Below are 24806 nucleotides of genomic sequence, written 5' to 3' on the forward strand. Positions count from 1 at the left end.
CCTCTTTGTCGTCTCAAAACCCATGAAATTATTGTAATCAAAAACCTGTATATGGCCGGTTCCAAGTTCCAGATACCTGTCCGTAATTCCCCTTATCATACCGTCAGCTACAATTAAAGTTACAATTATTGGGACAAGACTGACGGCTATTCCCGCCGCCGCGCCGCGCAGATAACGCACGCCCTCTTTTGCCCTGCCCCATAAGTATCTAATCGCAATATAAAAAGAAGTTTTCTTTTTCAAGATAATTCCTCTGACAACAGGCCGTTGTCCAAAACAAATCTGACAGACGCCCTTTGCGCGACTTTTCCGTCATGGGTAACTATAATTAGCGTCTTATTTCTTTTTTGCGCGTTTTCATATAACAGTTCCGCGACAATATCGCTGTTCTGCGGATCAAGATTTCCGGTAGGTTCATCGGCAAGAATTAACGCCGGATCATTTACCATTGAACGAGCCACCGCCACTCTTTGCCTCTCCCCGCCTGAAAGCTGAGAAGGAAAATGGCCGCTTCTGTCTTCCAGTTTAACGTCGGCTAACAACTGCCTTGCCCTGTCAACCGCCTCTTTTTTCTTTAACCCCGCAATGTACGCAGGCAGCATAATATTTTCAAGGGCGGTAAAATCTTTTAAAAGATAATGAAATTGAAAAACAAAGCCCGTTTGTTTTGACCTGTATACCGCAATTTCTTTTTCCGAAAGCGAAGTTATGTCCGTACCATCCAAGAACACATTTCCCTCGTCGGTATGATCAAGGCCGCCTATGATATTTAAAAGCGTGCTTTTGCCGCTCCCGCTCTGCCCGCTTATCGCGACAGATTTTCCTTCTTCAATTTCAAAATTAATTCCTTTCAGAATGTGAAGAGTTTCAGCGCCTGAAACATAATTTTTTACTATGTTTGTAACTTTTAAAAGAATTTTTCCCCGCGTGTCATTCATAACGCAGCACCTCCGCCGGTTGTATTTTTGACGCTTTTCGCGACGCAAACCATGCCGCAGAAAGAGCCGAAACAAAGCCGAATAAAAATATTAACGCGACCTCATGAGGCAGAATTCTCGAAGGTATTTCTTTTATATAAAATACCGCCGGTGAAAAAACGGAGAAATTCCCCGTCATTCCGATTCCAAGCCGTCCCGCCAATATATTAATAATATCAATAAACCAATTTATTATATTTTCTACTATTGTAAAAAAACCGGATATATTTAATGCTACGGCCAAGCCGATAATTAACCCGATAAACGCGCCTGTAAGCCCAATAATCGCCCCGTCAAGAACAAATACAAAACGCACCTCAGTCTGCGTGCCGCCTATAGCGCGTAACAGGCCTATTTCCTCGCGCCTCTGCAAAACCGCTCTTCTTTGCGCCTGAAAAATATTTAAGCCTACTACTATAAAAATTAAGCCTACAAGTATAAACATAAACAGTTTTTCCGTTCTTAGGGCGCCAAAAAAAGAACGGTTATAATCGCGCCAGCTTGATAATTTTATTCCCTCATAAGAAGATAATTTTTTTTTCGCCTGCTCTAACGCCGTTTTGTCCATAAAACGGTTCGCAAGTTTAATTCCAAGTTTTAATTCACATTCATTCTGCAAAAAAGAAGCGTTTTCAATGTTAAGAAAAACCCAACTGTAATCGTACTCATAATATCCGGTTCTGAATATTCCCGTAACAAAGCCGGTAAAACTGCTTTCGTCTTCCTGTGACAGAATACCGGTAAGGGAAAACACGGTTATCTCATCTCCGATGGACAGGCCAAGACGATGCGCAAGCTCAGAGCCTAATAACGCGTTCTTTTTATTTGAAATGTCAAAAGAGCCTTCTTCAAAATCCAGCCTGCCCATCATTGCCTTGTCAATTTCCTGCGTGTTTTCACCTAACCCTCTTACCAATACCGCTTGTTGTGACGACCTTCTTCCCCTTGCGATAGCCTGATATTCCTTAAACGGAACAGCCGCCTTAACGCCGGGAATTCCAAGAATAGCAGCCTGTATTTCATTAATTTTATCCTGTTCAAAAGACTCCACGCGCAAATGATACGATGAAACTTCTAAAATACTTTCTATAAAACCTAATTGAAATCCGTTCATAACGGCGATAATCACTATCAGGGCAAGTACCCCTACGGCTATTCCTATAATTGCCAAGACGGGAGAACTGCTTCGTCCTTTAAAAATATAACGGGAAGCTACAAATAAAACCCATAATTTTTTCAATTATTAACCCTTGTTTCAGAAATTTTCCTTCCGTCTTCCCAAACGGCCCGAAGCACTACAAGATCATCCATGTAAAGTTCTTCAATCTCCATTTTCCCTTCCGTGCTTACAATCCTTTCCAAAACGCCGTCTTTAAAATTTCTTTCAAGAATCTTGTCCCCCTCCGCATTATAAACAAATTCCGCAGTTAATACCGTATCGCCTTCCGTCTTTAATGTCTTTACGATACGGCCGTTTTTCCACGTGTTTTTTATAGTCCAAACTATTTTATCCTCATCATCATATAGAGTTTCACCTAAAATTCTGCCCCTTTCATCAGTATCAAAAATCATTTTAAAACCGTCGCCGACATATTCATTTTCAAAAAATTCAGGATATATATTGATTTTTTCGCCGATAAAAACGTCCTTTTCCACCGAATCCATCATACGTTTTGGAAAAGCCACTATAACCGGCTCATCCAATACCCCGTCTTTTTGAAATATCCGCTCAATACATCTTAAATATTGAGAACGGTTATAACGGTAATAATCAATATAAGACGTTTTAAAATTCTCCCCATTGTTATCTGACATTAAAGATGCGGCGCTAATTAAAATATTGTCTTTTAACGTATACTCCGTTTTTTCCGCCCTTCCGTCTTCAAAAAATTTAAATTCAGACATTAAAAATAAATTTTTATCGTATATCTCTATAAATCCCTTTCTTTTTTTTATATTCTTATTAATAACTACTTTTGCCTCTTCTTTCGGTTTTTCTTCCGATTTTTCTTCTTTTGCTTCTTCTTCCTGTTTTTCTTCTTCCGTCCGCGCTAAAATTTCAGCTTCTTTTTCCCCAATCGCAACTAATTCCGTTGATTTTTCCGTAATAACAATTTCTTCTTTAATTTCAGGTTCTAATTCAGGCTCAATAAAAACGGCGTTTAGCCTCGTATTGCCTTTTTCATCCCTTAATATCCATTGCGTTCTAATTTGTTCGCCTTTTTTATAAAGAATACGGACTTCAACATTATACTTTTCATTAAAATAGGGAAGAAGATACTCCGGCAATTCTTCATTTGACACATAGTTTATGGCAAGCGCATATTGGCTGCGCAGCGCGGTAAAACGGGACTGCATTTCTTCTAAAGCCATACCGCCTGAATTTGAACGGAACCACCGCGCCGGCCTTATCCAACCGTCTCCCTGCTCTAATTTATAATCTAAAGCGATTTCAGTTTCTTCAGATTCTATGTCAGGTAACACCTCGTCCGCTTCCTGGGTTAACGCTATAATGCCCCCAAAGAGTAATAAAACGGGAATAACAATAAGAATTATTTTTTTACCCGATACCCGCAAATTCCCTCGCAAATTTATGGGGATCAAACAATTCAATATCCCCGTATTTTTCGCCCGTGCATATATACGCGACGGGCAATTTTAATTCCGACGCCAAAGAAAAAACTACTCCTCCCTTGGCGGTAGAATCGTACTTTGTCAATATTACCCCGTCCAGAGCGACCGCGCCATGAAATATTTCCGCTTGGGCGAAAGCGTTTCTTCCCGTAGTCGCGTCCAGCACAAGGTATTTCAGATAATATATGCCGTCCGCTTTTGACTCCACTACCCTGTCAATCTTCCGCAATTCTTCAACTAACGCCGATTTTGTGTGCATTCTTCCGGCGGTATCCGCAATAACAACGTCCGCCCCTCCTGACAGCGCGGCTTCAAGCGCGTCATAAACCACAGCCGCCGGGTCTCCCCCCTGCTTATGGGCAACTAAGCGCGTATTTAGTTTCTGAGCGTGTATTTTTATCTGATCAATCGCGGCGGCCCTGAACGTATCAGCCGCCGCGATAATTGTCTTTTTATTGTACTCGGTATTGTAAAAATACGAAAGTTTCGCCGCAGTAGTCGTCTTGCCTACTCCATTTACGCCAAGGAGCAGAACAGCCGCCAGATTTTCACAATCATCAGGAGTTTTAACCGCCGCCGCTTTTTTTAATTCGTCTTCAAGCAATTCAGATAATCTTTCAGGCAACGAAATAGAGCCGTCTTTTTTATACTGTTCTTTTAATAATTCAACCGTTTTATACGCCTGCGAGGCGCCAAAATCGCCTTCTATCAACAAATCGCAAAGATCGTCAAACAGTTCTTCATTAATCGCGGGTTTCCCTCTGAAAAAATTTTTTATCTTTTCGCTGAATTTCATTTTTTCCCGCCTTGAGGCGCGATAGACGCTGAATCTTTTCCTGAATAGTAGATATATCTGATCATGCGGTAAATTCCATAAGCAGAAGCGACTCCAAAAGCAATGGCGGAACCCGTGCTTAAGTAATACATATTTATCATGTTTTCCTGAAGGTCTAGCGCCCCACTTTGATTATACGCGTCACTTGCGCTTAAAAAAGAATAATAAAAAATCCATGCGGCAATGCCCGTAATCCATTGGCTGCCCCACGCCCAGTAATACCCCCTGCGTTCTTTGTCAACGCGGCCTTTTTTTATTGGCAACGATGTTTTTACGGATACCGATTGCTCATATTCCGCCGAATCCAGCGTTTTAAAAACTATAGAACCTTTCTTACCGTTAACATTCTCCATCTCCACATATTCTAAATTATTTGCGGGAAGCCTGAGGGTCAACGGAGATTCCCCTATATACAACGCGCCGTGGTATACGCGCCCGTTACCTGTAATTTCCGTATTTACATATTCAATAGGGTTAAGTTTTAAGTTAATTTCAGTAAGTTCTCCCGAGACAAGTTCAGTATCAAGGACAATGCTTTCATGATCAGGCGCCGATGCGGTTACCGTGATTTTACCGGGAGGGTATTCAGTTAATGAAACATCGCCTTTGCCCGCAAATGATCTGTTAATCAATACCAATGCCGTTTCAGGTTCCGCTTTAACCGCCACAGCCGCAGGATGGTTTCCCGAAAGAACAATTAGTAATTTTCGCGTAATTTCATCAATAGCGGCGTTAATATCGCCATAAGAAAAAACAGCGCTATCCTCCCAAACATAAGACTTCGTATATACGGTATAAAGTTTTATCTTTAAAAAATATCTTCCGTGAAAATCCGAAATATTCCCCGTTAAAAAAGCGTCAGCTTTCTGGGTTGCGCAAAATCTGTTTTCACTCCCCTTTTCCGGAGCGGCTGGAAATGTAAGATTAAGGGTGCCGGAAGTTAATTTAAAAACAGGTTCCTTATTTATTAATGGGGCGTTATTATCAATTTCTTCCAGATTTTCCCTTAATTTTTTTATCTCAGCGTCTAGCTTTACGATATTCTGACGGTACTTCCAATCAGGCTCTCCCATGTAAACTTGTTTGGATCTTTCATCAATTTTCGCGGAAAGAGTCTTTGCCGAGCTTGCCCGCGCGCGCGCCCATGCATACTCTTCATAATATGCGTATTCAGGAGATATACGGGTATGATAATTTATTGTTTTTAAACGGTTTGTCAATTCTTTTAACACTACGTCTGAAATGTTTAATTTATCGGAGGGAAGCGCCTTTGCATCGAAATTTGTAATACACAGAAACCATTCGTCATTTTGCGTTTTTATTGCAGTTTCGTCGGTTTTTCCCTTTGCAAATAACGGCATAGTTAAAACGAGAAAAATAAACACTAAAAGACACCGCGCTTCTTTCAATTCATCTCCCCATTACGCCATGAAAATTTTAAATACTCCTCGATAAAAGGATCAATATCGCCGTCCATCACGGCTTGAATATTTCCTTTCTCAACTTTTGTACGGTAATCCTTTACCATAGTATACGGTTGAAACACATATGATCTTATCTGATGCCCCCAGGAAATATCCTTTTTCTCCTGCGAATATTTTTCGTTTTCTTTTTCCTTCTCCTGCCTGTAATATTCATAAAGCCGCGCCTTAAGCATGCTCATGGCAATCGCGCGGTTTTTAATCTGACTGCGCTCGTTTTGGCAGGCTACAACAATGCCTGTCGGCAGGTGCGTAAAACGAACCGCGCTGTCCGTCTTGTTTACATGCTGCCCTCCCGCGCCTCCCGAGCGGTAGGTGTCCACCCGCAAATCTTCGGGTTTTATGTCTACTTCGATTGTATCATCAATAACGGGAAAAAGGTAAACTGACGCGAAAGACGTGTGCCTGCGCGCGTTTGCGTCAAACGGGCTGATTCTGACAAGCCGGTGAATCCCCGATTCGCCTTTTAAATAACCGTAGGCATAGTCTCCGTCAATGCGGCAAGTCGCTGATTTTAGCCCCCCTTCCGCTTCCTGCTGATCAACTTCTTCAACGGAAAAGCCTTTTTGCTCAGCCCAGCGCAGGTACATGCGGTAGAGCATTTGCGTCCAATCGCAGGCTTCCGTCCCGCCCGCTCCTGAATGGACGGTAAGAAAACAGGGGTTTTTATCCATTTCGCCCGTCATAAGTTCAAACATATTCTGTTTATCATAGCGGGCGGTTAAGTCTTTGATTGTTTTTTCGATACCGGGGCTTTCTCTTTCATCTTTCGCCTCAGTTGCCAATTCATATAAGGCTTGCAAATCGGCGACTTCATCCCGCAGGGCTTTCCACGGCTCATAACGGTTTTTAAGGCTTTTAAGGGAAGCCATTGTCTTTTCGACTATTTCCTGATCGTTCCAAAAACCCGGCTCCGCCGTTTTTGCCTCGACTTCGGCTATACGCTGCGCAAACGAAGCGTCTTCAAAGACGCCTCCATGTATCATTTATTTTCTTTTCTAAATCTTCAATGGGCGCGCCCAATTCGGTAAGCAGCATGGTTTTCTCCTCTGTATTTAATAGATTATAGTAAAAAGATTTTAATTTCAAGCTGTATTTTTGATGGGGAGTAGGGAATGGGGATCGTGGTACGAAAGCTATTAATATTGACAACACGATTAGATTACTAACAAGAACCCTACTCCCCATTCCCTACTCCCTACTCCCTAAAAAATTCCCCAGCGCATAAAGGGGGACAATTTTAATGCCGGGCAATTCGCCGAAATTTTCAAGTGAGGTGCGGATGCCGAAAGAGGACTGTTTTTCTTCCATAAATAAACGCATGCTTTGCATTGCCCCTTTGCCGCTGCTTTTTACTTCTATCGGAACGATATTCTGCCCGTGCTGTATGACAAAATCGACTTCCGCATTACTGCTTTTATTTTCACGGTGCCAGTAGTAAAGATTTTTTTTCTCATAGCAGGAAGATGATTTTAGTATTTCCAAACCGGCGAATAATTCAGCGATACTGCCTTTGTTTATCAATGAAAAATCATCGCTTATTAATAAATCAGATAATGGCAGCCCCAATAATCTTTGAAAAACGCCCGTATCCAATAAAAGGAGTTTTTTCTTTTTACTGTCAATTTCCGCCCCAAGCGGTATTCCGTTTGCTGCGGAATGATAAACGGGAATAACCAGCCCCGACATAATTAAAAGCTCCATTCCCTCCTTTATTTGCCTGCTGTTATAATCGTTTGACATATTCGTATATACAAATTTTCTTCCCATTTGCGCCGTAACTGAATCAAACACGGCTGATAATTGCGATGTCGAAACTTTTTTCTTGTACTTGGTAAAATCCGCTCTCAACGAAATTATTAGATCGTCTAAAATCCGCTGACAGGAAAGCAAATCGTTATTATTAACATAAGCGGACACTACTTCCGGCATTCCGCCAAGTATAAGAAATCTTCTTAATAGTTCAATCGCTTTTTTATGAACAGCCTCCGACAGTGGATTTTTACAATCCGCTTTTTGAATGGCTTGCAGGAGCAAGCTATGATTACAGGCCTCTAAGAATTCAAAGAAATTCATCGGATACATAAACATGGAACGCACGCGCCCTACTCCGAATGACGGTATTTCCTGAAAAGCGAATTCCAAAAGAGAGCCTGCGGCGATAACGTGCAGTTCGCCGTATTCTTCGTAAAAAAAACGCAGTGAGGAGATTGCCGGAACTGAGCTTTGAATTTCATCGAAGAACAATAGTGTTTTTCCAGGGATTATAGGCATTTGATAAATCGCGGAAAGTTCCTGACAAAGTTTAAAAGGAGACAAGTTGCCTTTCGCGAATAAATCCCTCGCTTCGTTATTTGACTCAAAGTTTATTTCAAAAAAATACTCAAATTGTTCCGACAGACGTTTTACGGCTCTGGATTTTCCTACTTGCCTTGCGCCTCTAAGCAATAGAGGCTTGCGGTTACTTTCCTTCATCCATAAGAGTAAATCATTGTCTATTTTTCTGTTTATATAGGGAGTATTATCCATTTTTAACCTCAAAACCAGTATAATTGGTTTTTTAAAAAAATACAAGTATAAAACGGTAATTTTTATAAATTATACAGGTCAAAAAACTGTTATTTTTATGAAATATACAATGCAAATAATAATATTTATATCTATTACACAATGCTAATATATATTATTTTTATCAAATTTACTAGTTTATAAATAGTTATTATTGTATTTTATACAAGGTATATTTATGATATTTTTGTTATTTTTACAAGTCTTTATTATGTTATATTAACTTATTATACAGGGTAAATAATATCATTTTTTTTAAAAATACAAGGCAAAGCTCCCTATTCCCCACTCCCTACTCCCCATTCCCTATTCCCCACTCCTCTAAAAACCGCTATACTCACGTTATGGACAAATTAATCATCAAGGGTGCGCGTGAACATAATTTAAAAAACATCGATCTTGAACTTCCTCGCGACAAATTAATCGTTATTTCAGGGCTTTCCGGCTCCGGCAAAAGTTCGCTTGCGTTTGACACAATTTTCGCCGAAGGGCAGCGCCGCTATGTGGAAAGCCTGTCTGCCTATGCGCGCCAGTTTTTGGGGCGTATGGACAAGCCCGATTTGGACTACATTGAAGGGCTTTCCCCCGCAATTTCCATTGAGCAAAAAACTACCCACCGTAATCCGCGTTCAACTGTCGGAACAGTAACCGAAATTTATGATTATTACCGTCTTCTTTACGCAAGAATCGGCATCCCGCACTGCCCCGTCTGCGGCAAGGAAATCCGCGAACAGCCGGTGGATTCCATAATCGAAACAATTTTACAATTTAAAGAAGGAACGAAAATTCAACTGCTCTCCCCCGTCATTCGCGGGAAAAAGGGAGAACATCAAAAAATAATCGAAGACGCGCGTAAGGCGGGATTTGCCAGGGCAAGAATAGACGGAGTTCCCGTAAACCTTGACGAAAGCATCAAACTTGACAAACAAAAAAAACACTCTATCGAAATTATCGTTGACAGGCTTGTGATTGGAAAAGAGATACGCTCGCGGTTAGCGGAGTCGGTGGAAACTGCCTTGCAAACGGCTGAAGGCTTGTTAATCGTACTGATTAACGAGGACGGAAAAAATTCCGAACAGATTTTTTCGCAAAAAAATTCCTGTCCCGACTGCGGCGTGTCAATTCCCGAATTGCAGCCGAGGCTTTTTTCGTTTAACAACCCCTTTGGCGCATGTCCCGGCTGTTCCGGGCTTGGCGTAAAACTGGAATTTGATCCCGATCTTGTAATTCCAGACCGCTCGCTCTCCTTTAACAAAGGCGGCGTTATACCATACAACCCGGATAGCGCGTGGAACAGCAGCCGTTTTCAAAGCCTCGCCAAACATTACGGATTCAGTCTTGATACTCCTTTTAATAAATTGTCAAAAAAAGTGGTAAATGCGATTCTTTACGGCAGCGATGACCATATTAAAGTCCGTTATGTGAACCGTGAGGGAACTGGGCATTTTGAATACCAGTCAAAATTTCCCGGCATTTTGGAAGAACTTAAACGGCGTTATTTAGAAACGCAGTCGCAGGGCATCAAGGAGTGGCTTGAAAAATTTATGAGCCAGAAACCTTGCGAAGACTGCGGCGGCAAACGCTTAAAACCGGAAGTGTTGGCGGTAACCGTCTCCGGAAAAAATATTTGGGAATTGTCAAAGTTATCGGTAACTGATTCCCTGCATTTTTTTAAGACTGTAAAATTTAACAAGAATGAAAATAAAATAGCGTATCAGATATTAAAAGAGATAAACGCGCGTCTTGGCTTTATGCAGAATGTCGGTCTTGACTACCTCAGTCTTGAGCGCAAAGCTTCCACTCTTTCAGGCGGTGAAGCCCAAAGAATAAGGCTCGCGACTCAAATAGGCTCAAGCCTTGTGGGCGTATTGTACATTCTTGACGAACCGTCCATTGGGCTTCACCAAAGAGACAACCAGCGCCTGATTGACACTCTTATGTACCTGCGCGACCTTGGCAACACGCTCATTGTCGTCGAACATGACGAGCAAACTTTACGCACTGCCGACCACATTGTCGATTTGGGGCCGGGCGCGGGCGTTCACGGGGGATATGTTGTAGCGCAGGGGAAACCCGATGAAGTAATGAAAGTAAAGGAAAGCCTTACCGGCCAGTATTTGGCTGGCGCGTTAAAGATCGACATTCCCAAAGAACGCCGCAGCGGAAACGGCGCATTTATAAAATTAAGGGGAGTAAGCGAACACAACCTTAAAAATATCAACGTGGAAATTCCGCTTGGGGTTTTTACCTGCATCACGGGCGTTTCAGGTTCGGGAAAATCTACCTTGCTCTCCGACGTTCTGTACCCCGCGCTCGCGAATAAAATCTACGGTTCCAATCACACGGAAGGCGTTTATAAAAAACTGGACGGCGCGGAGCACATAGACAAAGTAATCGATATCGATCAAAGCCCAATAGGCAGAACGCCGCGCTCAAACCCGATTACTTATGTCGAAGGGTTTACGGCAATTCGCGATTTGTTCGCCAATCTGCCGGAATCAAAAATGAGGGGGTATAAATCTGGGCGCTTTTCGTTTAATGTGCGCGGCGGCAGATGCGAAAATTGCGAAGGGGACGGGACGATTAAAATAGAGATGAATTTTTTGCCGGACGTTTACATAACTTGCGACGTATGCCAGGGAAAAAGGTTTAACAAAGAGACGCTGGAAATCCGTTATAAAGGGAAAAATATCGCCGAAGTGCTGGATATGACCATCGAAGAAGCCGCCGTGTTTTTCGCCCCCATTCCGCAGATTGCCCGTAAAATGCAAACGCTTTTGTCCGTAGGATTGGGTTATGTGAAACTGGGGCAGTCAGCCCTTACGCTCTCAGGCGGGGAGGCGCAGAGAGTAAAGCTCGCCTTGGAGCTTTCAAAACGCTCCACCGGCAGAACTCTGTATATGCTTGACGAGCCGACAACCGGCCTTCATTTTGCCGACGTAAAACAATTAATGGACGTAATTCAACGGTTGGTAGATCAGGGAAATACGGTTATAATGATAGAACACAACCTTGACGTTCTTTTGCAGGCGGATCACATTATTGATTTAGGGCCTGAAGGCGGTGAAAAAGGGGGGCAAGTAATTGCGACAGGGACGCCTGAGCAAATTGCCAAATGCACAGCGTCCTACACGGGCGCGTTTCTGGCTGAAATGTTAAATCGTAACGCGGTACGCAAGAATAAAAAGCAATGATAAATAGACAGTTTTTCTTGTTATGTATTTTAATGTCTCTTTTTTTTACGGTACTCTACGCGCAGGAAGAAGAATCGCCGCCGTTAGAAGAAAAAACTGATGAAAACGCCAAAGAAGAACATCAAGAAGAAAAAACTGTCAATTCCCATTTAAACCGGCGCATAGAAATGGAAATAAAAACATCAACCTTAAGCGAACTAGCGGCATGGTGCCGCACTCTTGGGCTTTCGGAAGGAGGTACAAGAGAAGAATTATCAAAACGTTTAAGGGAGCATTTTAACTTGCGTGAAACAATATCCAATAACGATGACAAACGAAAAATAATAACAATAGAATCCTCCCAAGCTTCCGAGTATTTCACAATTGACGTAATTGACGAAGATTACGCGAGATTAAAAGGCGACGTTAAAATAACTTTAAAGGACGGGGATAAAACCCATAAAATAAGCGCGGATGAAATACTGTTTAACCGCACGAGAAACATAATTACGGCAAGCGGAAATGTAATGTACGAAAAAATAGAATCGGATAAAACGGAAACATTTCGCGGAAAAAGCATAACGGTTAACATTGACAACTGGTCAAGCGTTTTTCTTGACGGCAGTTCAACAATGGAAAACGAAGGGTCTTCATATCTTTTTTCAGGGTCGGTAATTTCCAGAAGCGATCAGGACACGACAGTTTTAAAACAAGCCATGATCTCCAGCGGAACAGATGAGAACGCCTATTGGTCTATCAGAGCCTCAAAACTATGGCTCCTGCCGGGTTCTGACTTCGCGATTTTTAACGCGGTTTTAAATGTAGGAGAAATCCCCGTATTATATATTCCGTTTTTTTATTTCCCGACGGATGAGGTCGTCTTTCATCCCGTTATCGGATACCGCAGCAGGGAAGGCGGATTTATTCAAACAACAACTTATCTTATAGGCCAGCCTAAGTCGGAATCTACGGAAAAAAGTTCTCTTAGCAGAATAATAGGCAACTCAGACAACAAGGAAAAAGAACTTCAAGGCCTGTTCCTTCGAAGTACAAGCAGGCCCATAACCAATACAAATTCAACCAGTCTTAAAGCTTTACTTGATTATTATGTTAATTTGGGCGCATATGCGGGCCTTGAGCTTACCACTCCAAAGGCGGGAATTTTAAATCAAACCGGTTTGTCTTTTGGCGTAGGATTTACAAGAACGCTAACTAAAACAAGCTACGGCTTTTCTCCGTACAATGATGACGGTACGTTTGACTGGAATAAATCCAACTTTTTATCATTGGCTGTTCCTTTCCGTTACCGGATGAAATTTACAAGCGGCATCAGCATGAAATACGGCAGTCTTTCCTGGGATATCCCGTATTATTCCGATCCATTTGTAGACAGAGACTTTACAAATAGCCGCTCGGAAAGCATGGATTGGATGAATATGCTGGAAAAAGGAGCGTCATTTGAAGAACAATCATCGGAAGGCCAAATAGACTCATATAACTGGAATATATCAGGAAGCATAAATCCGTCATTTAATAAACTCTCCCCTTTCATTTCCAATGTATCAATCTCCAGTATTTCTACAACAGTGTCCTTTAAAAAACTAAATGATATTGCTTTCAGTAACAATACGGATTCTCCAAACTATTATTTTTACGCGCCTGACAAATATACAATTTACAGTATTTCAGGTTCAGTTTCCGGAACCCCGCTTTCCTTAGGCGGCGTACAGTCAAAATCGGATAGTAATACATCCGAGTTTCAAACGCCTGAAGATCCATTTAACGGTATTGGCGTTCCAATATCACCGTGGGCGGCGGATGACGTTAACAAGGAAAAAACAACATCATCGGAAATTTTAACTCCCCCTGTTCTTTCTCAAACTTTTAGCCTGCCGGCGGCCGGAAATACAAAATTCAGCTTTGATTATTCGTTATCTCCTACAAGCTCTTCAGAAATGCAATTTATGTCAGGAAACTGGAAAACGTATGAAGATGTGGATTGGAACGAATCTCAATCAATACTGACAAGCGTTAGCGGAAATACAAATTTAAATTTTCGCTTGGATCATTCAACAGGTTTGTTCAATAATATTTTTACTCTTTCAGGCAGCGGAACATGGCGTGATTATTCATACTTAAATGAAGAAATGTATACGGATCCGGCAGAAATGGAAAAGGTACGCAAACAACAATACGCTCTTACGAACTACACGTCTTCTTACACTTATACCGGTACGGTAAAACCGTTTTTTTCTGATCCTATATTTGCCCAAACAAATTTTCAATATACTTTCAGGGGCACATTGGTAAGATCAAAAAAATATACGGACGGAGACGGACCTGAGCTTACGCCTGAATGGGGAGCATGGGTAAAAGAACAAAGAAAAGACGGGGAAGACATACTAGGGCTTAACAGCCACAGGCTTACGGCAAATCTTTCGGCAAAATTATTGGACAAGGATCAGAATATTTCCTTCAACGCGGAACTTCCCCCTCTTGACGGGCTTATTACCGCCAATGCCACATTCAGAATCTGGATAACGCAAACATATCTTAATTTTCGTATGGAAAAACCTGAAACGGAAGAAGAATGGAAATTTAAACCTTTTGACGTGAATGAAACTCTTGCCTTCAATAAAGTAGGATCATTCACCCATAATATGAAATTTACCCCGCAAGAGGATAATATTGACGATATAAAGTTAACTTATCTAAAATCAACATTAAAGTTATGGAATTTTACAACTGAGTATTTAATGATATGGACAAAAAAATCGGTTTTTGATCCGAGTATTCCTAATAATCCATGGACGACTGAAGGAGAGCCTGATCTGTTTCCTAAAGAATTAAAATTTTCGTTTTATTATTCTTTTCCTAAAACAAAAATAATTAAAAATATTTTTGATCTGTCTATTAATATAAATACGTCATTAAATTTCGAATTACAACAGTACACCAATTCCAACTTTCAATTTACAATGGGCTTTAAATTAAACCTTACCAATTTTCTGGATTTAAATATATCGGCAACGTCCCAAAATGCGGTAATTTTCAGGTATTTTAAAAACGTTCCCGGAATGGAAGAATTAACATCAATGTATACCGAAGGGGAACAAAATAATCTGTTTGTGGATTTATTTGACTCATTTAATTTTTTTGATGAGTCAAAACGGCACAGGTCAGGGTTTAAAATGCAAAGATTCGATCTTGATTTAAATCATCATTTGGGCGATTGGACGGCGTCATTTAAAATCAGCATGTACCCATACCAGAAGGCTGACCAATCGGGAGGAATTCCGACAATTAATATCATCTCCGATATTAGCTTCCTTGTAACATGGAAGCCAATTACAGAAATTAAAACTGATATTAGTTATGACGGCAAGCTGGAAAAATGGACGGTAAAATGAATAATGTTTTTGGCCTCTAACTCCACTTGACTAGCTTATTTATCAAGATATAAAATCATTAAAGAGGTATTTTTGGAGGACGGGATAACTATAGCTTTTGAGAACAGGGAGCTTCTATCCGGAATTTGCGGCGCAAATGACGGAAACCTGAAGGTTATAGAGGGCACTCTGGGCGGTTTCATAACGGCAAGGGGAAATGAAATTCATTTTGAAAGCCGGGATGAAGCCGGAATCAAACGCTTTAGGACGATGATGGATAATCTTATCACAGCGGTAAATGAGGGCGAACAGCCCTCTGCCGAGTATATCCGCGCCCTTGCGGATGATTTGCCGTTTTCTGAAACTGAGGAAAAAGGCGGCAGTTTTTTCCGCGATTCAATGATTCAAATCCCCCACGGTTTTAACCGCGTTTATCCCCGCACAAGAAATCAGGCGCTCTATATTCAAGGAATGAGGGAGAATGAAATATGTTTCTGCATTGGACCGGCGGGTACCGGTAAAACATATCTTGCCATAGCCCACGCCCTGCAAATGCTGCTTTCCAAAAAAATGCGAAAACTCGTCCTTACGCGCCCGGTAGTGGAAGCCGGCGAAAACTTGGGCTTTCTTCCCGGCGATCTCGCGCAAAAAATAGACCCGTATCTAAAGCCGCTCTATGACGCTATGGAATCGCTTGTCCCTTATGACGTGATTAGCAGAATGGAGGAAACCCGTTCAATAGAAATCGCGCCGCTGGCGTATATGAGGGGAAGAAGTTTAAACGACTGCATGGTAATTTTAGACGAAGCGCAGAATACTACCAAAGAACAGATGAAAATGTTTTTAACAAGAATTGGAAACGGCACGCGGGCGGTAATTACCGGGGACAGCACTCAAATTGACCTTCACCGCAAATCAGATTCAGGGCTTTTGCACGCCATGGAAATATTAAGAAATGTCGAGGGGTTAAACTTTTCTTTCCTGCATACAACCGACGTGGCGCGTAATCCGCTGATAAAAAAAATAATACAGGCATACAATGAAAGCGAAAAATGAAAACGAAAAAAAAGCCATTAACTCGGTATTAAGCCGTTTACGCTCCGGTCCTGCCCTATTCAGCATCACGTTATGCGTCATTACTATAGCGGTGATAATTGTATGCGAAAAAATCGGCTCTATTGAAGAAATGCGAAAAATTATCGGTACAATTTTCCTTGTTTTCTCATTTTACGCAATGTACGTAATTTTACAGGGACGCGCAATCCTTGGCAAAGAGTTAAATACAAGCGAGCGTTACCTGCTTGCCTCCATTGCCGGAGCTTACATCATCGGTTCGGTATTAATTAAATATCTTGCTTCCTTTGTTGACGCGTTCCCAATAGCCCTCACTATTCCCACCGGGCTTTTTATAATGCTGCTGGCGGTTTTTATGGGAAAAAGAGCCGCAATGATCATGGCGATAGCTTTGCCGTTAGGCGCGTATTTTACCGGCGCTTTTGACTTCTATTCATATTTATTCGCGCTTGTTTCAGGGGCTGCGGCGTCTACCGTCCTTCACAATGAATCAAACAGGATGAGCCTGATAAAAGCCGGAGTCGTCATCGCCGCCGCAAATTGTTTCGCGGTCGTGATGGTATTGCTAATCCGCCAAGCTCACCTTTATGAATACCCCGCGCTTTTATTTTGGGCGGCGCTTAATGGCATTATCTGCGGAATGTTAACACTTGGCTTTTTGCCTCCCCTTGAACACGCCTTGAACGCGGTAACCCCTTTCAGGCTTATGGAACTGTCTGATTTAAACGCCCCTATTTTACGCAAACTGTTCACAACGGCGCCGGGAACTTACAGCCATTCGCTAATGGTGGCAAATCTCGCCGAACAGGCGTGTCAGGATATTGGCGCAAACGCGCTCCTCGCGCGGGTCGGCGCCTATTACCATGACATTGGGAAAATGGAAAATCCCGACTACTTTGTCGAGAACCAAACCGATCATAACAGGCACGATGAAATAAATCCGCGCCTTTCCGCCACAATAATCCGAAGCCACGTAAAACTTGGCGTTGAAAAAGCGCAAAGTCTTGGGCTTCCTAAAGACGTAATTTCAATAATCGCGGAACACCACGGCAACTCGATTATTTCGTGGTTTTACAACAAGGCGACCGAGCAGGAAGTTACCGTCAGTTCCGAAGATTTTTCGTATCCGGGAAGTCCGCCGCATTCAAAAGAATCGGCTATTGTAATGCTTGCAGATATTAGCGAAGCTGCTGTTCGGACTTTAAATAAGCCTACGGCTGGCAAGATTGATAAATTTATTCAACAGTTATTCGAGGCAAAAATCGATCATGGGCAGCTTTCAGAATCCGATCTGTCTTTCCGCGACCTTGAAATAATTAAAAAGTCATTTGTCAGAGTGCTTGCAGGCTATTATCACGCCAGAATCGAGTACCCTAAACAAAAAGAGGAAAAGCAGGATGAATAACGTGACCGTAAACGCGCAAGAAGTCCCCCTGCCTTCATGGAGCGGCAATGCGTGCAACTTCGCCCTGAAAGTCCTTGATGAAATAAAGCGCGATAATTGGGAACTGTCAGTTCTTTTCTGCGATGATAAAACAATCGCCGATTTAAACCGTCAATACCGCGATATAAACGAACCTACGGACATACTTTCATTTAATCTTGGCGAAACAATAAAAGAAGGGGAAAAAACAGTTTTCCTGCCGGGGGATATAGTCATTTCCCTGGACGCTCTGAAAGAAAACGCCCTTTATTTTCAAACCCCTCAAGATGAGGAGTTACGCAGATTGCTAATTCATGGTATTCTGCACTTAGACGGAATGGATCATAAAACTTTGGAAAAGGATGAGCCTATGCTCGCATTACAGGAGAAGATACTGATAAAGCTGGGAACCGAAAAAATAATTCCTCAAAAGGAAGTAAAAAATTGAAAGCCCCTTTTAAGATCAATACGCAGGCAATTAAAGAACTGGAAGAAGATCAAAGACAGATGATCAGGGGCATTGTGGAATTGCCGGACACCACAGTCAAAGAAGTGATGGTTCCAAGAACCGACACCGTATTTCTTTCAGCTGACGCGTCAAAAGAAGAATTGCTTAAATGCATTTCTGAAAGCGAACATTCGCGTTTTCCCGTATACAAGGACACGGTAGACAATGTTATAGGCGTACTGCACGTAAAAGACGTTTTAAAAACCCTTGTAAACGACAGGCCTTTTGACATTAACACGATGGTTAGAAAGCCATTTTTCGTGCCGGTGTCAAAACATATCGACGATCTTTTACGCGAACTGCGCAGAAAAAAGGTACATATAGCGGTAGTGGTGGACGAATACGGCGGGGTGTCGGGCATTGTATCCATGGAAGATATAATAGAAGAAATAATAGGAGACATTCAGGATGAGTTTGACCACGAAACCGAAGACGTGGTAAAACTTGGAGAAGGAGCGTGGTTGTGCGACGCGAGGGTAAACCTTGATCTTTTAGCGGAAGAAATAAACATGGATCTTCCCGTTGACGATTTTGACACGCTTGGCGGCTTTGTATTTGATCTGTTTGGCAAAATACCTGTAATGAATGAAAAAATTGAATATAGGGATTACGACTTTATAATACAAGAAATGGACGGGCATAAAATCAACTTGATAAAAATCGTAACCCATAAAAAGGAATAGTTGTTTTTAAAGGGGAGGGGTAAAATGCAGTGTTTGAGAATTTTAATTTGTCTTATTTGCGCCTTGTCATTTTTTCCCGTAACGGCCGCCGCGCAGGCGCAGGGAACGGCGACTGCGTATTTTGAGCGCGGCAGAAACCAAATGGCCGATGAAAACTGGTACTCCGCAGTTGAATCCTTCCTTGAATGCCTAAGGCTCAATCCAGCCCACGCCGAGGGAACCGCTTCCCTTGCGGAATGTTACTATGAGCTTGCGGAATTTGACGAAGCGCTTAATTGGGTAAGAAAGGCGAAACAGCTTGCGCGGGCTAATATGTCTGTTGCAAACCTTGAAGTTTTTACCCTTATTGCGCTTGGGCAACTGGATGCCGCCTCTACTCTTGTCAACGAAATACTCGCGAAAGAACCTTACAACAGGGAAACCTTGTTTGCCGCCGGAGAACTTGACATCGCTAGAAACAGGCCTTCAGAGGCCATGTTGCGCTATCGGGACGCGGTAAGGCGCTACCCCGACGACCGCAGGCTGTTAATCTCACTCGCCCTTGTAACCCTTTCACTTGGAGATGGCGATACAGCCGCTAATTACATAAACAGCGCCCTTTTACAGCATCCCGGCGATTACCGCGTTTATTATTACGCGTCTTACATTTATTCAATGAACAACAAAATTACGGACGCTATTGGTTTTGCGGAACGTTCCCTTTACTACAAACCGGATCACGCGCCGAGCCGCTCTTTAATGGCGGTTCTTCGTTACCGTAACGGCGAATACGAAGAAGCGGCGCGGCTTTGCGACGTGATAATCGCGAATAACAGGCAGGATATGAGCGCGTGGTATTTAAAGGGGCTGTCCCTTATCAGGATGAACCGCAATCAGGACGCGATAACAGTCCTTTCAACCGCAGTTTCCGTTAATGAAGAAGACGAATTTATCCGCGCCGTGTTAGAAGAAACTCTATTCTCTTCCACCGCTCTGGAAGATCCGCGCCGCGCAAGATACGCCGTCTGGCATTTTAACAAGGCGCGAAGTTTCCGTCAGCGCAATTTAATTGAACAGGCGCTTTTTGAATACCGTCGGGGTTTAAGAATGAATCCCTTTGCGGCAGACAGGCGCGAATATGCGGAATTGCTCAGGCTTTCAGGCTACCCCGCCCGCTACCTTGAAGAACTTCGCTTCTTGCAGGATCAGGGCATAGCAGACCGCACTATAAACGACGCGGTGGAAGCCTACGGCTCACTTTTATCCAACGCGCTTTTTAAACAATGGCAGGTAAACCCCGTTGATTTGGCGGAGAGGCATTGGAAGATCGCGGTCTTTTCGCTTGCGGGGCAGTCAAGCTTCTGCCACGCGGACGCGGGGTCTGTCGCCGCGGGCGTTATCCGCGAATTGCTCGTGCATGACCGCAATATTACTCCAATGATAATGGATTTGCGCCAGGCGGTTTTTTCACAGGCGTTCAGACACGCAAGGGAAAGCGGGGCGGATTATTTCATCCTTGTTTCCGTTACGGAAAACGAGCGCGACATTGCGATAAAAGCCGAAACTTTTGTGGGAAGGACAGGTTCTCCCGCCGGAACTTTTTACACTTACCGTACCGGAGTTGACAGATTGAGGGACGCTTCACGAGGCATAGTAACGCAGTTTTCATCGGCATTGCCGATTCGCGGCAGGCTTCTTATCAGGAAGCAGGGACAGGCGCTGATTAACAAAGGAAAGGCCGACGGCATACAGCAGGATACCGTATATGATGTTGTAAAACGCGGCCGTCTGCAAACGGCCAATGAAGGCATCGCCATTATTTATTCAAGCGACGAACTTGTAGGAAAACTGACAATCACAAATGTTGACGAAGAAATAGCCATTGGCGCTTTAGCGAGAAACGGTTTTTTTGACCGCATTGAACCGGGAGACGAGGTAATCCTTCAAGCAAAAAAAACAAGCAAGCCCGCAGAAGGCGCGGCAAACCCGGAATTAAGGGCGTTATTAAGGACATTGCGTTAATTAACGGCGTTAATTTTTTAACGGCTCTACATGGATAGTGGCGGTCATGCCAAATTTATCTAAAATAATTTCTTCAATATCTGACGCGATCTTATGGCCTCTTTCTATTGTTAAATCTTTATTAAGCCTTATATGAAAAGTTAATTCTTTTTGAGAAATATAATTATGAATATGCAAATGATGGATTTTTAAATCATCATAATATATATTTTGGATCTCTTTTGTCAGTTTATCTATTAGATCCTGATCCGGGCGCTCGCCTAAAATTTTATTTATAGCTTCTTTTAAAATTGTAAAAGCCGCGTAAAACAGCATAATGGCGATGATTGCCCCCAGCGCGCTGTCAATCCACCAGAACTGTTTTGCGAATAATATGCCGATAAGCACGACTACGGAAGAAAGCGCGTCCGATCTGTGGTGCCAGCCGTCGGCTCTTACGCTGGAATTATCCGCCTTGCGCCCGATATAAAAAGCGTATTGCGCCATCAGTTCTTTAACAAGAATTGAAGCGGCTGTAACAATTACCGCTATAGTCCCATATTCAAATTTATCTTTATCTAAAAAATGCCTGATTGAGCTTTCCAAGAAACCATACGCGATAACGGCTAAAATTACCGCGATAAAAATCGAGGCAATCTGTTCCCATCTGCCGTGGCCGAACGGATGCTCTTTGTCGGCTTTTTTCGCCGCTAATTTCGCAGCAACAACGACCACTACCGAGCTGATTGAATCGGATAACGTATGCCATGCGTCAGCGGCAAGCGCGATGGAACCTGATATTATGCTTGCCCACATTTTCAGGATAAATAACAGAAAATTTAATACTATTGAAACGGTTCCTTCAACATATCCCGCTTTTGTTCTGTTCATTTTAATTCCTAGCGTACCTTAACGCTTCCTATTCCCTTCATATTGCTCAGTGGGCACCCTCTACCCACCCTACCACCTGACGCAAACGCCCTTCGCCTGCGCGCACTTTTTAATCTCCCCAATTGTCGTCTTCCCAAAATGTAAAAGCGACGCTACAAGCGCGGCATCCGCTCCCGGCGCCTCATCGGGCGCAAGTCCCTGCGGCATTTCAGGTGACGCAGTGCCAAGTAAAACTTCCGCTATTTGATCAAGCGTACCCGCGCCGCCTGAGGCGATTACGGGGACGGGAACCGCGTTCAGTATTCGGCGCGTCAGTTCCAAATCGTAGCCTCCGCCGGTGCCGTCAGCGTCAATTGAATTGAGAAGGATTTCTCCAGCGCCAAGCTCTACGGCGCGAATTGCCCATTCAATCGCGTCAATACCCGTGTCGGTTCTGCCGCCGTGGGAATAGGCGTGCCAACGCAAACAGCCTTTGCCTTCAACGCGTTTTGCGTCTATTGAAAGTACGACACACTGGCTGCCGTAGGCGTTTGCCATTTCGCGTAACAATTCGGGGCGGTTTAGGGCTGATGTGCAGACTGAAACTTTGTCCGCGCCTGAGTTCATCGCGTCGCGCATGTCGTCAATTACGCGTATGCCGCCGCCGACGCACAGGGGGATAAAAACTTCAGCGGCTACTTTTCGCACCACGTCAAGCAATGTGGCGCGGCTTTTGTATGAAGCGCCAATGTCAAGGAAAGTGAGTTCGTCAGCGCCTTCGTTGTTGTAACGCCTGGCAAGTTCTCTTGGGTCTCCCGCGTCCTGAATGCCCTTGAATTTAATGCCCTTTACTACCCTGCCGTCGTCAACGTCCAAACAAGGAATTATACGTTTTGCCTGCATTATCCCTCCACCCAATTTTGCAGAAGGGCAAGCCCTGCCGCACCTGATTTTTCAGGGTGAAACTGCACTGCGGCTAACGCGCCGCGTTCCACGGCGCAACAGTAGCGTACATAATACTCCGTCTGGGCGGCGATTACCGAATCATCGGTTGGGTCGGCATAGTATGAATGTATATAGTAGAAAAAACTGTTTTCGGTTAATCCTTTAAATATTTTTGATTCTTTTCGCGTTCTTGTCTGATTCCAGCCAATCTGCGGAACCTTGCGCCCGGGAAAACGCCGTACAGTTCCCGGTATTACGGAAAGACCGCGCACTTCCCTGCCGTCAACAGGCGGCGCTTCTTGCGAAGTCTCAAACAACAACTGTAAGCCGATACAGATTCCCAAAAAGGGCTTGTCCGCTTTTATCCATTCACATAACGCCTGCGCATAACCTGACTTGTTTATCGACTCCATCGCGGTAGCGAAATGCCCGTCTCCTGGAAAAATTATTTTCTCAAACGGCGAAGTTGAAAGCGAAAGCTCCTGAGGCCCAGCCGCAAACCGCGCCGGAACGGAAAGCCTCTTTAATGCGTTCATAACGGAGCCGAGATTTCCCGCGCCGTAGTCAATTACGCCTAACACACGCGCACCCCGGGAGAATCAAACAGAGAGCCTTTAGTTGAGGGGACTGAGTCTTTGGCGCGTTCGTCAATTTCGCAGGCGGCGCGAAAAGCGCGGGATGCGGCTTTAAACATCCCCTCAATCTTGTGGTGATCGCTTCTGCCGCGAATAATCTCCAAATGCAGATTACAACCCGCAGCATTAACGAACCCCTGCCAAAAATCTTCGATTACGTCCGTTTGAAACTTATATTCTTTCCCGTCTTCAGTTGAAATTAACGGGGAGCCTGAAAATTGTCCGTCAAAACACAAAAAAGGCCTGCCGCTCAAATCAACAGCGGCGCGGGCGAGAGTTTCATCCATCGGGAAAATACAGCTTCCGCTGCGGACAATGCCCCGCTTGTCACCTAACGCTTTCGCGAAGCATTGACCCAGCACAATCCCAGTATCTTCAACAAGGTGGTGCTGATCAACTTCAAGGTCTCCTTTCGCGCGTATTTCAATATCAAACAATCCGTGACGCGCAAACGTATTCAACATATGGGACATAAATCCGACAGGGTAATCCAATTTTGCGTTACCCCTGCCGTCAATATTCAAAGAAATAAATATTTCAGTTTCCTTAGTCTTCCTCTCAATCTCCGCCATCCTACTCATCAACCACCCCCATTTCATCGCTAATCGCTAATTATTCATTGCTAATTATTCATTGCTCATTGCTAATTGCTCATTGCTAATTGCTCATTGCTAATTGCTAATTGCTAATTGCTAATTGTCATAACACCACTTTCCGCAAATCATACTCCACAATATCAATCGCGCCTAAGTTTTTTAATTTCGGAATAATATCGGGAACCTCATGTTTTTTAACGGCAATCTTAACGGCGAAACCCGCGTCTCCATAAAGCGGGGCGACCGTAGGGCTTCGCATCGCGGGAAGGCTCGCCAAAGATTCGAACTGCTCTTTCGGGATATTCATTTCAAGCATTACGCGATCACGCCCGTCAAGGACGGCGCTAAAAAGCATGGCAAGTTCGTCAATTCTGCGTTTTTTCTCCGCGTTGGCAAGGGCTGCTTTTGAGGCGACAAAGCGCGTGGAAGATTCAAGCAGGGTCGCTATAATTTTAAGCCCGTTGTCTTTGAGCGTCTGACCGGAAGAAGTGTTATCGATAATCATGTCGGCATCGTCCGGCGGAAAAACTTCTGTCGCTCCGTAAGTGCGCAAAATTTTATATTGATAGCCTGACGATTTAAGCCACTGCTCAGCTAGATTGACATATTCCGTGGCAACAACCAGTTTTTTGGAGTGAAGTTTCGCCTCGTCATAATCCTGCGGAACCGCCGCGACAATGCGCACTTTGTCAAAACCAAGGTCTAAAACCTCGTTTACGTCAGCGCCGCTTTCGCGTATCCAGTCAATCCCTGTAAAACCCGCGTCGTGGCTTCCAAGTTCCAAAAGCTCTCCCACGTTTTGGGGCTTCATAATTTTAGCGTCAAGCCAATCCGCTCCCAACGCGGGGCGGTAGGTACGGTCGCTCAAGGCAATGGGAAAACCTGCCTCACAAAAGAGGCGGCTTACATTGTCAAAAATTCTTCCTTTAGGGATCAGTATCCTTAGTCTTTCCATAATGACAGTTTAATGGAAAAAAAAGAAAATGTTAAGGTAAAAAGATTACAATATCTAACTGGGACTTGCACATATTAAAT

19 protein-coding genes and 1 pseudogene are annotated in these 24806 nt (G+C 43.5%); 7 read left to right on the forward strand and 13 right to left on the reverse strand.

What is annotated here, in order from left to right; genetic code table 11:
- The 8 genes and pseudogenes from ACYVRH_RS09245 to ACYVRH_RS09280 form a co-directional block, all read right to left on the reverse strand.
- Positions 1-243, reverse strand: a pseudogene (locus ACYVRH_RS09245) (ABC transporter permease); the annotation flags it as partial.
- Positions 240-938 (reverse strand): ABC transporter ATP-binding protein, encoded by a 699-nt coding sequence (locus tag ACYVRH_RS09250; RefSeq protein ID WP_461256627.1) that lies wholly within the window; start codon positions 936-938, stop codon positions 240-242. The pseudogene ACYVRH_RS09245 and the gene ACYVRH_RS09250, both read right to left, overlap by 4 nt.
- The gene (locus tag ACYVRH_RS09255; RefSeq protein ID WP_461256628.1) at positions 931-2217 is read right to left on the reverse strand and encodes an ABC transporter permease; all 1287 of its coding nucleotides are present in this window, start codon (positions 2215-2217) and stop codon (positions 931-933) included. The genes ACYVRH_RS09250 and ACYVRH_RS09255 overlap by 8 nt, the downstream gene beginning before the upstream one ends.
- Complete coding sequence (locus ACYVRH_RS09260) at positions 2214-3554, reverse strand: hypothetical protein (RefSeq protein WP_461256629.1); 1341 nt, start codon at positions 3552-3554, stop codon at positions 2214-2216. Before ACYVRH_RS09260 ends, ACYVRH_RS09255 begins: the two co-directional genes overlap by 4 nt.
- Positions 3538-4407: a signal recognition particle-docking protein FtsY gene (gene ftsY, locus ACYVRH_RS09265; protein WP_461256630.1), complete on the reverse strand. Its 870-nt coding sequence runs from the start codon at positions 4405-4407 to the stop codon at positions 3538-3540. The genes ACYVRH_RS09260 and ftsY overlap by 17 nt, the downstream gene beginning before the upstream one ends.
- On the reverse strand, positions 4404-5855 hold the full coding sequence (locus ACYVRH_RS09270; RefSeq protein WP_461256631.1) for a PEGA domain-containing protein: 1452 nt from the start codon (positions 5853-5855) through the stop codon (positions 4404-4406). Before ACYVRH_RS09270 ends, ftsY begins: the two co-directional genes overlap by 4 nt.
- Positions 5852-6965, reverse strand: a protein-coding gene (prfB, locus tag ACYVRH_RS09275; RefSeq protein WP_461256632.1) for a peptide chain release factor 2 whose coding sequence is annotated in 2 segments (ribosomal slippage) — positions 5852-6892 and positions 6894-6965 — 1113 coding nt in all. Because the reading frame shifts where the segments join, the coding sequence is not laid out codon by codon here. The genes ACYVRH_RS09270 and prfB overlap by 4 nt, the downstream gene beginning before the upstream one ends.
- A gap of 153 nt (positions 6966-7118) precedes the next feature.
- A complete protein-coding gene (locus ACYVRH_RS09280) occupies positions 7119-8456 on the reverse strand; it encodes an ATP-binding protein (RefSeq protein ID WP_461256633.1) in 1338 nt (445 codons plus the stop codon).
- 383 nt (positions 8457-8839) lie between these two features.
- On the opposite strand from ACYVRH_RS09280, the gene uvrA reads away from it, so the two are divergent.
- The 7 genes from uvrA (at position 8840) to ACYVRH_RS09315 (ending at position 20746) form a co-directional block, all read left to right on the forward strand.
- Positions 8840-11689, forward strand: coding sequence for an excinuclease ABC subunit UvrA (gene uvrA / locus ACYVRH_RS09285; RefSeq protein WP_461256634.1), 2850 nt, complete (start codon positions 8840-8842; stop codon positions 11687-11689).
- Positions 11686-15078 (forward strand): LPS-assembly protein LptD, encoded by a 3393-nt coding sequence (locus ACYVRH_RS09290; protein ID WP_461256635.1) that lies wholly within the window; start codon positions 11686-11688, stop codon positions 15076-15078. Before uvrA ends, ACYVRH_RS09290 begins: the two co-directional genes overlap by 4 nt.
- 72 nt (positions 15079-15150) lie before the next feature.
- A complete protein-coding gene (locus ACYVRH_RS09295) occupies positions 15151-16113 on the forward strand; it encodes a PhoH family protein (protein WP_461256636.1) in 963 nt (320 codons plus the stop codon).
- Complete coding sequence (locus tag ACYVRH_RS09300; protein WP_461256637.1) at positions 16097-17536, forward strand: HD family phosphohydrolase; 1440 nt, start codon at positions 16097-16099, stop codon at positions 17534-17536. The genes ACYVRH_RS09295 and ACYVRH_RS09300 overlap by 17 nt, the downstream gene beginning before the upstream one ends.
- A complete protein-coding gene (gene ybeY / locus ACYVRH_RS09305) occupies positions 17529-18002 on the forward strand; it encodes an rRNA maturation RNase YbeY (protein ID WP_461256638.1) in 474 nt (157 codons plus the stop codon). The genes ACYVRH_RS09300 and ybeY overlap by 8 nt, the downstream gene beginning before the upstream one ends.
- Complete coding sequence (locus ACYVRH_RS09310) at positions 17999-18745, forward strand: hemolysin family protein (protein WP_461256639.1); 747 nt, start codon at positions 17999-18001, stop codon at positions 18743-18745. The genes ybeY and ACYVRH_RS09310 overlap by 4 nt, the downstream gene beginning before the upstream one ends.
- 24 nt (positions 18746-18769) lie before the next feature.
- Complete coding sequence (locus ACYVRH_RS09315; protein WP_461256640.1) at positions 18770-20746, forward strand: tetratricopeptide repeat protein; 1977 nt, start codon at positions 18770-18772, stop codon at positions 20744-20746.
- Between the two features lie 9 nt (positions 20747-20755).
- Here the strand turns inward: ACYVRH_RS09315 and ACYVRH_RS09320 are convergent, their stop codons facing one another.
- From ACYVRH_RS09320 to hisG, 5 genes are all read right to left on the reverse strand, one after another.
- Positions 20756-21616 (reverse strand): cation diffusion facilitator family transporter, encoded by an 861-nt coding sequence (locus ACYVRH_RS09320; RefSeq protein WP_461256641.1) that lies wholly within the window; start codon positions 21614-21616, stop codon positions 20756-20758.
- Positions 21617-21685: 69 nt separating this feature from the next.
- Positions 21686-22498, reverse strand: a complete 813-nt coding sequence (hisF, locus tag ACYVRH_RS09325) for an imidazole glycerol phosphate synthase subunit HisF (protein ID WP_461256642.1) — start codon at positions 22496-22498, stop codon at positions 21686-21688.
- Complete coding sequence (gene hisH, locus ACYVRH_RS09330) at positions 22498-23121, reverse strand: imidazole glycerol phosphate synthase subunit HisH (protein ID WP_461256643.1); 624 nt, start codon at positions 23119-23121, stop codon at positions 22498-22500. Before hisH ends, hisF begins: the two co-directional genes overlap by 1 nt.
- The gene (gene hisB / locus ACYVRH_RS09335) at positions 23115-23756 is read right to left on the reverse strand and encodes an imidazoleglycerol-phosphate dehydratase HisB (RefSeq protein WP_461256644.1); all 642 of its coding nucleotides are present in this window, start codon (positions 23754-23756) and stop codon (positions 23115-23117) included. The genes hisH and hisB overlap by 7 nt, the downstream gene beginning before the upstream one ends.
- Before the next feature lie 118 nt (positions 23757-23874).
- Entirely contained in the window at positions 23875-24726 is an 852-nt protein-coding gene (hisG, locus tag ACYVRH_RS09340; protein WP_461256645.1) for an ATP phosphoribosyltransferase, read from the reverse strand.
- Positions 24727-24806 lie beyond the last annotated feature (80 nt).

This window comes from Treponema sp. R80B11-R83G3 (assembly GCF_054786115.1).

What these genes read in the sequence shown, in the direction of transcription:
- ACYVRH_RS09250 (WP_461256627.1), bottom strand. Translation starts at nt 938, where the DNA reads ATGAATGACACGCGGGGAAAAATTCTTTTAAAAGTTACAAACATAGTA.
- ftsY (WP_461256630.1), bottom strand. Translation starts at nt 4,407, where the DNA reads ATGAAATTCAGCGAAAAGATAAAAAATTTTTTCAGAGGGAAACCCGCG.
- ACYVRH_RS09280 (WP_461256633.1), bottom strand. Translation starts at nt 8,456, where the DNA reads ATGGATAATACTCCCTATATAAACAGAAAAATAGACAATGATTTACTC.
- uvrA (WP_461256634.1), top strand. Translation starts at nt 8,840, where the DNA reads ATGGACAAATTAATCATCAAGGGTGCGCGTGAACATAATTTAAAAAAC.
- ACYVRH_RS09290 (WP_461256635.1), top strand. Translation starts at nt 11,686, where the DNA reads ATGATAAATAGACAGTTTTTCTTGTTATGTATTTTAATGTCTCTTTTT.
- ACYVRH_RS09300 (WP_461256637.1), top strand. Translation starts at nt 16,097, where the DNA reads ATGAAAGCGAAAAATGAAAACGAAAAAAAAGCCATTAACTCGGTATTA.
- ybeY (WP_461256638.1), top strand. Translation starts at nt 17,529, where the DNA reads ATGAATAACGTGACCGTAAACGCGCAAGAAGTCCCCCTGCCTTCATGG.
- ACYVRH_RS09315 (WP_461256640.1), top strand. Translation starts at nt 18,770, where the DNA reads ATGCAGTGTTTGAGAATTTTAATTTGTCTTATTTGCGCCTTGTCATTT.
- ACYVRH_RS09320 (WP_461256641.1), bottom strand. Translation starts at nt 21,616, where the DNA reads ATGAACAGAACAAAAGCGGGATATGTTGAAGGAACCGTTTCAATAGTA.
- hisF (WP_461256642.1), bottom strand. Translation starts at nt 22,498, where the DNA reads ATGCAGGCAAAACGTATAATTCCTTGTTTGGACGTTGACGACGGCAGG.
- hisB (WP_461256644.1), bottom strand. Translation starts at nt 23,756, where the DNA reads ATGAGTAGGATGGCGGAGATTGAGAGGAAGACTAAGGAAACTGAAATA.
- hisG (WP_461256645.1), bottom strand. Translation starts at nt 24,726, where the DNA reads ATGGAAAGACTAAGGATACTGATCCCTAAAGGAAGAATTTTTGACAAT.